Annotated in this window: 12 protein-coding genes and 1 tRNA gene; 6 read left to right on the forward strand and 7 right to left on the reverse strand. The window is 66.9% G+C overall.

The window, feature by feature from the left end:
• Both argA and AC3WQZ_RS11185 read left to right on the forward strand, forming a co-directional pair.
• Positions 1-1,336: amino-acid N-acetyltransferase (argA, locus tag AC3WQZ_RS11180; protein ID WP_492300559.1), on the forward strand; the 1,336-nt coding region annotated here is incomplete at its 5' end.
• A 98-nt stretch (positions 1,337-1,434) separates the two neighbouring features.
• A complete protein-coding gene (locus AC3WQZ_RS11185) occupies positions 1,435-1,707 on the forward strand; it encodes an oxidative damage protection protein (protein WP_010809445.1) in 273 nt (90 codons plus the stop codon).
• A gap of 68 nt (positions 1,708-1,775) precedes the next feature.
• On the opposite strand, the gene rpiA is transcribed toward AC3WQZ_RS11185, so the two are convergent.
• On the reverse strand, positions 1,776-2,462 hold the full coding sequence (gene rpiA, locus AC3WQZ_RS11190) for a ribose-5-phosphate isomerase RpiA (protein WP_011615619.1): 687 nt from the start codon (positions 2,460-2,462) through the stop codon (positions 1,776-1,778).
• Positions 2,463-2,620: 158 nt separating this feature from the next.
• Between rpiA and tal the strand changes: the two genes are divergently transcribed.
• On the forward strand, positions 2,621-3,577 hold the full coding sequence (gene tal / locus AC3WQZ_RS11195; protein WP_010809443.1) for a transaldolase: 957 nt from the start codon (positions 2,621-2,623) through the stop codon (positions 3,575-3,577).
• Between the two features lie 33 nt (positions 3,578-3,610).
• Here tal and AC3WQZ_RS11200 read toward each other — a convergent pair whose 3' ends face one another.
• The 3 genes from AC3WQZ_RS11200 to rnr form a co-directional block, all read right to left on the reverse strand.
• Complete coding sequence (locus AC3WQZ_RS11200; RefSeq protein ID WP_051398485.1) at positions 3,611-4,381, reverse strand: SIR2 family NAD-dependent protein deacylase; 771 nt, start codon at positions 4,379-4,381, stop codon at positions 3,611-3,613.
• Between the two features lie 4 nt (positions 4,382-4,385).
• Positions 4,386-5,129 carry a 23S rRNA (guanosine(2251)-2'-O)-methyltransferase RlmB gene (gene rlmB / locus AC3WQZ_RS11205; RefSeq protein WP_010809441.1) on the reverse strand — a complete coding sequence of 248 codons (744 nt, stop codon included), beginning with the start codon at positions 5,127-5,129 and terminating at the stop codon, positions 4,386-4,388.
• A 78-nt stretch (positions 5,130-5,207) separates the two neighbouring features.
• Entirely contained in the window at positions 5,208-7,811 is a 2,604-nt protein-coding gene (rnr, locus tag AC3WQZ_RS11210) for a ribonuclease R (protein WP_010809440.1), read from the reverse strand.
• A 70-nt stretch (positions 7,812-7,881) separates the two neighbouring features.
• On the opposite strand from rnr, the gene AC3WQZ_RS11215 reads away from it, so the two are divergent.
• The 3 genes from AC3WQZ_RS11215 (at position 7,882) to AC3WQZ_RS11225 (ending at position 9,468) form a co-directional block, all read left to right on the forward strand.
• Positions 7,882-7,968: transfer RNA gene (locus tag AC3WQZ_RS11215), tRNA-Leu, on the forward strand.
• Positions 7,969-8,356: 388 nt separating this feature from the next.
• Complete coding sequence (locus AC3WQZ_RS11220; protein WP_010809439.1) at positions 8,357-8,791, forward strand: Rrf2 family transcriptional regulator; 435 nt, start codon at positions 8,357-8,359, stop codon at positions 8,789-8,791.
• A 65-nt stretch (positions 8,792-8,856) separates the two neighbouring features.
• On the forward strand, positions 8,857-9,468 hold the full coding sequence (locus AC3WQZ_RS11225) for an NAD(P)-dependent oxidoreductase (protein WP_010809438.1): 612 nt from the start codon (positions 8,857-8,859) through the stop codon (positions 9,466-9,468).
• Between the two features lie 48 nt (positions 9,469-9,516).
• Here the strand turns inward: AC3WQZ_RS11225 and AC3WQZ_RS11230 are convergent, their stop codons facing one another.
• The 3 genes from AC3WQZ_RS11230 to AC3WQZ_RS11240 all read right to left on the reverse strand — a co-directional run bounded on the left by AC3WQZ_RS11230 (position 9,517) and on the right by AC3WQZ_RS11240 (position 12,786).
• Complete coding sequence (locus tag AC3WQZ_RS11230; protein ID WP_010809437.1) at positions 9,517-10,083, reverse strand: phosphoribosyltransferase; 567 nt, start codon at positions 10,081-10,083, stop codon at positions 9,517-9,519.
• A gap of 125 nt (positions 10,084-10,208) precedes the next feature.
• A complete protein-coding gene (locus AC3WQZ_RS11235) occupies positions 10,209-11,549 on the reverse strand; it encodes an adenylosuccinate synthase (RefSeq protein ID WP_492300560.1) in 1,341 nt (446 codons plus the stop codon).
• An 85-nt stretch (positions 11,550-11,634) separates the two neighbouring features.
• Positions 11,635-12,786, reverse strand: a complete 1,152-nt coding sequence (locus AC3WQZ_RS11240) for an ATP phosphoribosyltransferase regulatory subunit (protein WP_010809435.1) — start codon at positions 12,784-12,786, stop codon at positions 11,635-11,637.
• Positions 12,787-12,803: the final 17 nt, after the last annotated feature.

The raw sequence follows: 12,803 nt of genomic DNA on the forward strand, positions 1-12,803 counted from the left end.
CACGGCGGCCGAGCCCGAGCGCAGCGGCCCCGACCACCAGCAGTTCGTCGACTGGCTGCGCATGGTGGCGCCGTATATCCATGCCTTCCGCGGCAAGACCTTTGTGATCGCCTTCGCCGGAGAACTGGTCAAGTCGGGCGTGCTCAATGCGCTGGTCAACGACGTCGCGCTGCTGCACGCCATGGGCATGCAGATCGTGCTGGTGCACGGCTCGCGCCCGCAGGTGGAAGAACAGCTGGCGCTGCGCCATGTCGAGTCACAGTTCGTCGATGGCGTGCGCGTCACCGACAACGCCGCGCTCGAATGCGCCAAGGAAGCCGCCGGCGAACTGCGCCTGGACATCGAGGCCGCCTTCAGCCAGGGCCTGCCCAATACGCCGATGGCCGGCGCCCAGCTGTCGGTGATCTCCGGCAACTTCGTGACTGCCCGCCCGGTCGGCATCGTCAACGGCACCGACTACCAGCACACCGGCCTGGTGCGCAAGATCGACGCCGAGTCCGTGCGCATGTCGCTGTCGCACGGCAAGGTGGTGCTGCTGTCGCCGCTGGGCTTCTCGCCCACCGGCCAGGCCTTCAACCTGTCGATGGAAGACGTGGCCAGCGCCACCGCCACGGCGCTCAAGGCCGACAAGCTGATCTTCATCACCGAGGTGCCGGGCGTGCCCGATCCGGTCGGCAAGATGATGCAGGAAATGTCCCTGCGCACCGCCGTGGAGCGCCTGCAAAACAACCATCTGCCGCCGGACGTGGCCAACTACCTGCAGCACCTGGTCAAGGCGCTCAAGGGCGGTGTGCCGCGTGCGCACCTGATCCCCTATTCGCTCGACGGTGCGGTGCTGCTGGAACTGTTCCTGCACGACGGCGTCGGCACCATGCTGTCCGACACCGACCTGGAAAGCCTGCGCGAAGCCACGCTCGACGACGTCGGCGGCATCGTCCAGCTGATCGCCCCGCTGGAGCAGGATGGCACGCTGGTGCCGCGCGGACGCCACCTGATCGAGCGCGATATCTCCAACTTCTCGGTGATCGAGCACGACGGCGTGCTGTTCGGCTGCGCGGCGCTCTACGACTACCCGCGCGAGAACATGGGCGAGATGGCCTGCCTGACGGTATCGCAGGAAGCCCAGGGCACCGGCGACGGCGAGCGCCTGCTCAAGCGCATCGAGCGCCGCGCCCGCGCGCTCGGCCTGGAGAAGCTGTTCGTGCTCACCACCCGGACCGAACACTGGTTCCTGAAGCGCGGTTTCGTCCACGCCAACGTCGACGACCTGCCCGAGGACAAGCGCAAGCTCTACAACTGGCAGCGCAAGTCCATGGTGCTGATGAAAAAGCTCTGAAGCCGTAGGGGCAATCGCCGCAGCGCCGCGGCCCGGTGCCCCGCTTGGCTACAATAGCGCCAGCGCCGAAGCTCTAACGAACATACCAAGGAGTCCCCATGGCCCGCATGGTCCAATGCATCAAGCTGAACAAGGAAGCCGAAGGCCTCGACTTCCCGCCGCTGCCCGGCGAACTGGGCAAGAAGATCTGGCAAAGCGTGTCGAAGGAAGCCTGGGCTGGCTGGCTCAAGCACCAGACCATGCTGATCAACGAAAACCGCCTGAACATGGCCGATGCGCGCGCGCGCCAGTACCTGCTCAAGCAGACCGAGAAGTACTTCTTCGGCGAGGGCGCCGACCAGGCCCAGGGCTACGTGCCGCCGCAGTCCTGAACCGGACCGGCAAATGACAAAAGGGGTGCCTCAGGCACCCCTTTTTGCTTGGCAGCGGACGACTTTGCTCAGTAGTCAGTGCGCTGCACGCCGTCGCCGGTGCCCAGCAGCAACACATCCGCGCCGCGCAGCGCGAACAGGCCCACCGTGACCACGCCCGGCACCTGGTTGACGGCCTGTTCCAGGCCGCGCGGATCGTCGATCTTCAGGCCGGCCACGTCCAGGATCACATTGCCGTTGTCGGTCTTGTAGATGCCGCCTTCCTTGGTCATGCGCAGACGCGGCTGGCCACCCAGGGCCTGCAGCTTGCGCGCCACCGCTGCACGTGCCATCGGAATCACCTCGACCGGCAGCGGGAAGGTGCCCATGGTCTGGACCAGCTTGCTGCCGTCGGCGATGCAGACAAAGCGCTTCGCGACCGAAGCCACGATCTTCTCGCGCGTGAGCGCCCCGCCGCCGCCCTTGATCATGGCGCCGCTGGCGTCGATCTCGTCGGCGCCGTCGACATACACCGGGATCTCGTCGACTTCGTTCAGGTCCAGCACCTTGAAGCCGTGCTGCTGCAGGCGGCGCGTGGAGGCCTCGGAGCTCGACACCGCACCGGCGAAGCGCTCCTTGAATGCCGCCACGGCGTCAATGAAGAGATTGGCAGTGGAGCCAGTGCCCACCCCGAGCACTGCCCCTTCGGGCACTTCCTGCTTCACGTAGTCGGCGGCAGCTTGCGCGACCAGCGCCTTGAGTTCATCCTGAGTCATGACAACAGCCAGATTGCGTTGGGGGAAACGCGTAGTGTAGCGGATTGCGGCGGCAGGTCACGCGGGCGACGGTACAATGGACCGGACCGGGTGCCGTACGCGCACCCCTGATGCCCGCGAACGATTTTGCAGACGCACAAGCAGACGACCAAGCGACCATGAACCAGCTCGAACAACTCAGGCAGTTCACCACGGTAGTGGCCGATACCGGCGACTTCCAGCTGATGAAGCAGTACACCCCGCAGGACGCGACCACCAATCCGTCGCTGATCCTGAAGGCCGTGCAAAAGCCCGAATACCGGCACCTGCTGGAGAAGGCGGTACAGGACCACCACGGCAACGGCGGCGTCGATGCGGTGATGGACGAAGTGCTGATCGCCTTCGGCTGCGAGATCCTGGCGATCGTGCCAGGCCGCGTCTCGACCGAAGTCGATGCGCGCCTGTCCTTCGACACCGAGGCCAGCGTGGCCAAGGCGCGCCACCTGATCCAGCTGTACGAGCAGCGCGGCATTGCGCGCGAACGCGTGCTGATCAAGATTGCCTCCACCTGGGAAGGCATCCGCGCAGCCGAGATCCTGCAGCGCGACGGCATCCGCTGCAACATGACGCTGCTGTTCTCGCTGGTGCAGGCGGTGGCGTGCGCCGAGGCCGGCGCGCAGCTGATCTCGCCCTTCGTCGGCCGCATCTTCGACTGGTACAAGAAGCAGGCCGGCGAGCAATGGGACGCGGCCGCCAATGGCGGCGACAACGACCCCGGCGTGCGCTCGGTGCGCCAGATCTACGACTACTACAAGAAGTTCGGCTACCCGACCGAGGTGATGGGCGCCAGCTTCCGCAGCACCACGCAGATCCTGTCGCTGGCCGGCTGCGACCTGCTCACCATCAGCCCCGAGCTGCTCGAGCAGCTCGCGGCCGGCCAGGGCCCGGTGGCGCACAAGCTGTCGGTGGACCAGGCCCAGGCCGCCAATATCGCCCGCATCGCGGCCGACGAGCCGGCCTTCCGCTGGCAGTTGAATGAGGATGCGATGGCGACCGAGAAGCTGGCCGAAGGCATCCGCCTGTTTGCGGCGGATGCGGTCAAGCTGGAGAAGCTGATCGGCGAGATTGCGAAGTAAGGATGGTCCGGGCGGCAACGCCCGGATCCAGGCTCAGCCGGCCGAGGGCGCCGGCTGCGGCGGCCACAGCAATGGCAGACATGCCCCCGCCGCGGCGGACAGCACGATATCCGCGGTCTGGTCCAGCGCCGACGGCTGCGGATTGACCACGATCACCGGCGCGCCATGCTCGCGCGCCAGGCCCGGCAGCCCCGCCGCCGGATAGACCAGCCCCGAGGTGCCGACCACCAGGCACAGGTCGCAGTGCTGCGCCGCATGCTCGGCGCGGTAGCGCGCCACGCGCGGCAGGTCCTCGCCGAACCACACCACGCCCGGACGCATCAGCGCGCCGCACAGGTTGCAGCGCGGCGGCATGCCGGGCAGCGCGGTCGCCTCGTTGCAGCGTCCGCACCCGTCCAGCCATTTGTTGGCGAACAGGTTGCCATGCAGTTCGATCACGCCCGCGCTGCCGGCGCGCTGGTGCAGGCCGTCCACGTTCTGCGTAACCAGCGTGAAAGGTCTCTGCGCAGCCAGCGCGACCAGCGCATGGTGCGCCGGGTTGGGATGCACGGCTGCGACCAGCTCGCGCCGATGCAGGTACCACTCCCAGACCAGCGCCGGCTGGCGGCGGTAGGCGTCCTCGCTGGCCAGCTCTTCCGGGTCGAACTGCTGCCACAGCCCGGTCATCGCGTCGCGGAAGGTCGGCACGCCGGATTCGGCGGAAATGCCGGCGCCGGTCAGCACGAAGATATTGCCGGCGGCCGCGATCAGCCGGCGTGCTTCCTCAAGCCCCGGCATGTCAAGGAGACCGTAATCAGCGGCCATGGACTTATCGCGGCAGGCGCCGCTGGCGCACGGCTTCGTACAGGCATACGCCGCTGGCGACCGAGACGTTCAGGCTTTCCACACCGCCCGCCATCGGGATGCCGACCAGCTCGTCGCAGGTCTCGCGCGTCAGGCGGCGCATGCCCTCGCCCTCGGCGCCCATCACGATCGCGGTCGGCCCCTTGAAGTCGATGTCATACAGCGATTTTTCGGTGCCGTCGGCGGTGCCGATGACCCAGATGCCGCGTTCCTGCAGCTCACGCAGGGTGCGGGCCAGGTTGGTGACGGTGATATAGGGCACGGTCTCGGCGGCGCCGCTGGCGACCTTGGCCACGGTGGCATTGAGGCCGACGCTGCGGTCCTTGGGGGCGATCACGGCATGCGCGCCGGCGCCGTCGGCCACGCGCAGGCAGGCACCCAGGTTGTGGGGGTCGGTGACGCCGTCCAGCACCAGCAGCAGCGGCGTGCCTTCGATGCCGTCGAGCAGTTCATCCAGGTTCAGCGCCAGTGCCACGTCTTCGGCACGTGCCACCACGCCCTGGTGGCGGTCGGTGCCGGCCATGCCGCGCAGGCGCTCGGCATCGACCGGATGCAGGCGCACGCCCAGGCTTTCGGCCAGGCGCACGAAGTCCTGCATGCGCCGGTCGCGGCGCGCGGATTCGATATAGACATCGGTCACGCCCTTGGCATCTTGGCGCAGGCGTGCGGTGACGGCGTGAAAGCCGATCAGGAGTTTGTTTTTAGCCATGGCGCGATTGTACTCGCCCTCTCGCCCCCGGCAGCAGGCCGGGGGCGAGAGGCGGCGGCATGGCGGCCGCCGCAAGCTTCAGCGCTTGCGCGGGGTGCGCGGGCTCTTGGCCGGCGTCTTGCCCGCCGGCTTGGCCTGGTGCGACTTGGAGGCCGGCTTGTGCGGCTTCTCCAGGTGCGCGGGCTTGGGCTTGGCCGCGCGCTTGGCCGGCTTGCCGCCGGTCTTCACGTGCGGCCTGAGCGGCGTGATCACGGCCTCGAACACCGGCTGCTCCTCGATCACGCGGTCCAGCGTCTCGTCGAACGACTCTTCCGGCTTGGACGAGCCGCCCAGCAGCGCCGCCAGCTGGCGGCCCTTCTTGCGTGCTGGCACCGCATGGGCGGCGGGCACGCGCGGCTGGGTCTCGGTGCCCCCCGCGCGGGCGCGCAGGGTTTTCGCCGACGGCTCCTGCACCAGGCGGAAGTCGATCTTGCGCGCATCCAGGTCCACGCGCGATACCTGCACGCGCACGCGGTCGGTCAGGCGGTAGCGGATGCCAGTGCGCTCGCCGCGCAGTTCGTTGCGGGCCTCGTCGTACTGGAAGTAGTCGCTGCCCAGCTCGGTCACGTGGACCAGGCCTTCCACGTACAGCTCGTCGAGCTGCACGAAGATGCCGAACGAGGTCACGGCGCTGACGGTGCCGGCGTAGTCGCTGCCCAGCTTGTCGCGCATGAAGTAGCACTTGAGCCAGGCCTCGACATCGCGCGAAGCCTCGTCCGCGCGGCGCTCATTGGCCGAGCAGTGCAGGCCAAGCTCGTCCCAGATGGCCTCGTTGCGCCTGGCGCGCGCCGCGGTCAGTTCTGCCTTCTGCTCGGCGTCCTTGGCCTGCAGCCGGCGCGCCTTGGGCGAGATCGCGGTATTCAGCTCGGTCCCGTGCGCAAACGCCGGCTGGTACTTGGTATGTGCCAGCACCGCCTTGATCGCGCGGTGCACAAGCAGGTCGGGGTAGCGGCGGATCGGGCTGGTGAAGTGCGCGTAGGCCTCGTACGACAGGCCGAAGTGGCCGATATTGTCCGGGCTGTACACCGCCTGCTGCATCGAGCGCAGCAGCATGGTCTGCAGCATCGGCGCGTCGGGACGGGACTTGATCTTGTCCATCACCTCGGCGTAGTCCGATGCCTGCGGCTTGTCGCCGCCGCCCAGCGACAGGCCGGCGGTGCGCAGGAAGTCGCGCAGGTTCTTCAGCTTCTCTTCGCTGGGGCCCGCGTGGATGCGGTACAGCGCCGGGTGCTTGAAGCGTTCGAGGAAGTCGGCCGCGCAGACGTTGGCGGTCAGCATGCACTCCTCGATCAGCCGGTGCGCATCGTTGCGCGTGCGCGGCAGGATCTGCTCGATCTTGCCCTGCGCGTTGCAGACGATATAGGTCTCGGTGGTGTCGAAGTCGATCGCGCCGCGCGCGCGCCGTGCCTTGAGCAGGACCTGGAACAACTCATACAGGTTCTGCAGGTGCGGCACCAGCTCGCCGCGCTTGTGCGCCTCGGGGCCCTTGGTGTTGGACAGCACCGACCAGACCTCGTTGTAGGTCAGGCGCGCGGTCGAATGCATCACGGCCGGGTAGAACTGGTAGCCCTTGAGCTCGCCCTTGGCGGTGATCACGGCATCGCACACCATGCACAGCCGGTCCACGTGCGGATTGAGCGAGCACAGCCCGTTGGACAGCTTCTCCGGCAGCATCGGGATCACGCGGCGCGGGAAGTAGACCGAAGTGGCCCGGTCCAGCGCATCCGCATCCAGCGGGGTGCCGGGGCGCACATAGTGCGACACGTCGGCGATCGCCACGATCAGGCGCCAGCCCTTGGCGCGGCCGATCTTGACCGGCTCGCAATAGACCGCATCGTCGAAGTCGCGTGCGTCTTCGCCGTCGATGGTCACCAGCGGGATGTCGCGCAGGTCGATGCGGTGGTCCAGGTCGGCCTGGCGCACCTCGTCGGGCAGCGCGGAGGCTTCCTGGGCAGCGGCCGGCGAGAACGCATGTGGCACGCCGTACTTGCGCACGGCGATCTCGATCTCCATGCCGGGATCGTCGATTTCGCCCAGCACCTCCACCACGCGGCCCACCGGCTGCACGTAGCGGTCGGGGAATTCGATCAGCTCGACGCTGACCACCTGCCCCACCCGTGCCTTGCCCTGCGCCTTGGGCGGGATCAGGATGTCCTGGCTGATGCGCTTGTCTTCAGGCGCCACCACCAGCACGCCGCCTTCACTGAGCAGACGGCCGATGACAAAACGGTTGGCGCGCTCGATGATCTCGACGATCTGCCCTTCAGGGCGCCCGCGCCGGTCGTAGCCCACCACGCGCACCTGCGCGCGGTCGTTGTGCATGGCCTTCTGCAGCTCGCGCTCGGGCAGGAAGATGTCGTCTTCGCCGTCGTCGCGGATCAGGAAGCCGAAGCCGTCGCGGTGACCTTGCACCCGGCCGGTGACGAAGTTCGGCTGATGGGCAAGCTCATAGCGGCCCTTGCGGTTCAGCTCGATCTGGCCGTCGCGCTCCATGGCCGCCAGGCGCTTCTGGAAACCGTCATGCTCTTTGCGCGTGACGGAGAGGGCCTTGGCAATATCGCCGGCCGACTGCGGGGATCCCGACGTTCTCAGCACGCCCAGGATTTCTTCCCGGCTGGGGATCGGATAGTTGTTCTGATTCAATTTTTTCTGGAAACTAATTGACAAAATTCTCGCGCTCTCTATAATGAGCGCTTCGGTTGTTTCGACACCTGCCCAGGTGGCGGAATTGGTAGACGCACTAGGTTCAGGTCCTAGCGGTGGCAACACTGTGGAGGTTCGAGTCCTCTCCTGGGCACCAAGTTACCGGAAAACCCGCAGCGCTTTCGAGCCCTGCGGGTTTTTTGTTTTTGACGCCTGTTTCGCGCATCAGATCCGGCAACTTGCACTCCTTGCTTGGCGGCCATGCCGCGATGTCATACCTGCGAGCGTACGGGTTTTTTCCCGTCCGTGAAACCGCGCACCGTACCCCGCGCGACAGCCGAACCACAACGGTACGGCAATGTCGAGGAGTGTAACAGCTTCAGTGGCGATTCCGGCATTCCACCGACCATTGGCTGCCACATCGGCGTATTACCTCCTTCCCTCCCGGTACTCCGCCCTCCTTGCGCTCCTGTCCGTGCTTGACATGCCCGACAATGTGTAACTATCATGGTTTCACATTGCACCTGACATCCCGAGCACAAGCGTTGAGCACAAGCAGCCGGTTCGCCGTGGCAGTCCACATCCTTACCCTGCTCGCCAGTTCGGCCGAGCCGGTGCCCTCGTCGCTGATCGCCGCCAGCGTGGGCACCAACCCGGCGCTGATCCGGCGGCTGGTCGGTCAACTGGCTGAAGCCGGGCTGGTGGCGACCACCATGGGCAGCACCGGCGGCGCCACGCTGGCGCGCCCGGCTGCGTCAATCACGCTGCTCGACGTGTTCCGCGTGGTGGAAACCACCGCGCTGATCACGCTGCACCAGAGCGCGCCCAACCCGGCCTGCCCGGTCGGGCGCGAGATCACCGGTGCGCTGCGCAAGGTCGCGGACCGTGCGCAGGCGGCCATGGACGATACCCTTGCCGGCGCCACCATCGCCAGCATGCTCGCCGATGTCGAAGGCAACAGCCAGCGCCGCAAGCGCTGAATTTTTTTGCCCCGATATGTAACCACAATGGTTTCATATCAACCTGACCGAAAGAAGGAGTGACCATGAAGATCGCAATCATCGGCGCCACCGGCCGTGTTGGCACGCGCCTGACCGACGAAGCCCTGCGCCGCGGCCACCAGGTGACCGCCATTGCGCGCCAGGCCAGCAAACTGCCCGCACGCGACGGCGTGACCACCGCGGACGTGGACGGCGCCGACGGCGCCGCACTGGCTGCCGCCCTGGCCGGCAACGACGTGGTCATCAGCAGCGCGCGCTTTGCGCAGCTGAACGCGCAGCAGGTGACCTCGGCCGTGCGCCAGGCCGGCGTGCCGCGCCTGCTGGTGGTGGGTGGCGCCGGCAGCCTCCATGTCGCGCCGGGGGTGCAATTGGTCGACACCCCGAACTTCCCCGATGCCTACAAGCCCGAAGCCCTCGCAGGCCGCGACTTCCTCAACGCGCTGCGCGGCGAACAACAGATCGACTGGACCTTCCTGTCGCCGTCGGCACTGTTCGAGCCGGGCGAGCGTACCGGAAAGTTCCGCGTTGGCGAGGAAAACCTGCTGAGCGACGCAGCAGGCAAGAGCTGGATCTCGATGGAAGACTATGCCATCGCGATGCTCGATGAGATCGAAAAGCCGGCGCATTCGCGCCAGCGTTTCACGGTCGGCTATTAAGCCGGCCGCCGGGGGCCGCCCGTAGCGGCAGGCCCCGGCACAAGCGCATCAGGCCTGCGCGCCGTCGTCCTGGCTGGCGCGCTTGCCGCGCTTGAGCCAGGCGGCCAGGTTGTGCGGGCGCAGCGTGTCGTACTCTTCGAACGGCTGGTGGATCCACGGGTTCGACGGCAGGAAGGTCACGTGGTAGTCCGGCTCGACCTTCGAGCACGCCTTGTACCACAGCACGGCCGAACGCACCTCGGTCACGGCCGGATAGCGTTCCTTCAGGTGGCGGCCCACACGTTCCAGCGTGATGCCCGAATCCACCAGGTCGTCGACCAGCAGCACCCTGCCCGTCAGTTCGCCGCGGGTCATGGTGATGTACTGAGCGATGTCCAGGTTGCCCTGCTGCGTGCCCGCGGCCTCGCGGTAGCTGCTGGTGGCCAGGATGGCCAGCGGCACGTCGAAGATGCGCGACATCTGGTCGCCCACGCGCAGCCCGCCGCGCGCCAGGCACAGGATCTTGTCGAACTTCCAGCCCGACTCATGCACGTTCAGCGACAGGCGTGCGATCAGGCGATGGTATTCGTCCCAGGAGACCCACAGGTTCTCGTCATCGTTCGTTGGCAGGTTCATCGTTTTACTCTTTGTATCGTCGGGTCGGTTGACCGATATGGCTCGGCCCGCTTGCGCGGGCCGATTTATTTCTGGCGGGCCGCAGCGCTCGTGGCGCCGCAGCCTGGTGGTGGGCTGCTGCCGGGTCAGGCCTTGTACGGATGACGCAGCAGGATGGTCTCGTCGCGGTCCGGGCCGGTCGAGATCATGTCGATCGGAATGCCGACCACTTCTTCCACGCGCTTCAGGTAGACGCGGGCCTGCTCGGGCAGCGCGTCCCACGTCTTCACGCCGAAGGTCGACTCGTTCCAGCCGGGGAATTCCTCGTAGACCGGCACGCAGCGAGCCACGGCATCAGAGCCGCGCGGCAGGATGTCGACGGTCTTGCCGTCGAGCTCGTAGCCCACGCACAGCTTGATGGTTTCCAGGCCATCGAGCACGTCCAGCTTGGTCATGCACAGGCCCGACACGCCGTTGATCTGCACCGAGCGCTTGAGCGCGGCGGCATCCAGCCAGCCGGTGCGGCGCGGACGGCCGGTGACCGAACCGAATTCCTTGCCGACGTTGGCCAGGCGCACGCCGACCGGGTCCTGGCGCGACGGGTTGTCGTTGTCGTACAGCTCGCTCGGGAACGGGCCCGCGCCCACGCGCGTGCAGTAGGCCTTGGTGATGCCCAGGATGTAGTTCAGGCGGCCCGGGCCGACGCCGGCGCCCGCCGCGGCAGCACCGGCCACGCAGTTGCTCGAGGTCACGAACGGATAGGTGCCGTGGTCCACGTCCAGCAGCGTGCCTTGCGCGCCTTCGAACATCAGGTTGCCGCCGGCGGCATTGACCGCGTACAGCTCGGCCGACACGTCGGCCACCATCGGCGCCAGGCGCGGCGCGTAGGCCAGCGCTTCGTCCAGGGTCTGCTGGAAGTCCACGGCTTCGGCGCCCAGGTTCTGGGTCAGCATGAAGTTGTGGTAGTCCAGGTTCTCGCGCAGGCGCTCGGCGAACTGCTGCGGATCGAACAGGTCCTGCACGCGCAGCGCGCGGCGGGCCACCTTGTCTTCATAGGCCGGGCCAATGCCACGGCCGGTGGTGCCGATCTTGGCGGCGCCACGGCGCGCTTCGCGCGCCTTGTCGATGGCAACGTGGTACGGCAGGATCAGCGTGGCAGCCTCGGAAATGCGCAGGCGGCTCTGCACCTGCAGGCCTGCGCCTTCGAGCTCTTCGATTTCACGGAACAAAGCTTCGGGCGACAGCACCACACCGTTGCCGATGTAGCAGACCGTGCCGTCGCGCATGATCCCGGACGGAATCAGGCGGAGAATGGTCTTCTTGCCACCGATGATCAGCGTGTGGCCAGCGTTGTGGCCACCCTGGAACCGCACCACACCCTGTGCCTGGTCGGTAAGCCAATCGACGATTTTTCCTTTGCCTTCGTCACCCCATTGGGTGCCGATCACGACGACATTGCGTCCCTGGCCTACTGCGGATGCGGACATATTGCTTTGGTCAATAGGTTAAAAACGTATTCTACTCTTGTTGCCGGGCGATTCTCGATTTTTGGGCACGCCCGGCGCCCAAGCGTCAGCGCGGCACCACGGCCCAGCCGGCATCCTGGCGCACCAGCTGCCGGTCGCAGTTGAATTCATCGAGCTCGTGGGTATGGCCGGGCAGCGACTGGATCACGATCTCGCCGGCCGCGCGCAGCGCGGAAATCGCGGCCCGGAGTGCCGGATCCGCATCCCAGGGCGCAAAAATCGCCTGGGCGCGCACTTCCACGGGCGACAGCGCCGCCACTTCTCGCAGATCCAGCGAGAAACCCGTGGCCGGGCGCGCACGGCCGAAGGCCTCGCCCACCTTGTCGTAACGGCCGCCGCGCGCCACGTAATTGGGCAGGCCAGCAACATAGGCCGCGAACATCACGCCACTGTGATAGTGGTAACCGCGCAAATCCGACAGGTCGATATTCACGCTGGCTCCGCGCACCTGCACCGCCAGTGCCGCCAGTTCGTCCAGCGCGCGGCCGATGGCCGGGCTGGCCGGCAGCGTCGCGCGCGCGCGATCGATCACGTCCACGCCGCCGTACAGCGTCGGCAGCGCCAGCAGCGCATCGCGCTCGGTCTGCGGCATGCCCACGGTCAGTTCGCGCAGGGCCGGCACATCCTTGGTTTCCAGCGCGGCAAAGAGCGCGTCCTCGATCTTGCGGATCGACGGCAGGCCCGCCAGCAGCGCTTCCAGGATGCCGGCATGGCACATGTCGATGCGGACATCGGACAACCCCGCCGCCTGCAGCGCGGCCAGCATCAGGTCCTGGATCTCGATGTCGGCTTCCAGGCCGGCATGGCCATAGATCTCGGCGCCGATCTGGATCGGCTCGCGCGTGGCGTGGAAGCCCGCCGGGCGCGCATGCAGCACGTTGCCCGCGTAGCACAGGCGGGTCACGCCCGGGCGGTTCAGCAGGTGCGCGTCGATGCGCGCCACCTGCGGCGTGATATCGGCACGCAGGCCCATGGTGCGGCCCGACAGCTGGTCCACCAGCTTGAGCGTGCGCAGGTCCAGGTCATGGCCGGTGCCGGTCAGCAGCGACTCCAGGTATTCCAGCATCGGCGGCATCACCAGCTCATAGCCGTAGGTGCGGAACAGGTCCAGCATGCGGCGGCGCAGTTCTTCGATCTTGCGCGCTTCCGACGGCAGCACGTCGGCAATGTTTTCTGGCAGCAGCCAATGGTTGGACATAGTGAATCTCTTCTCAG

This window comes from Cupriavidus sp. FW305-26 (genome assembly GCF_058787975.1).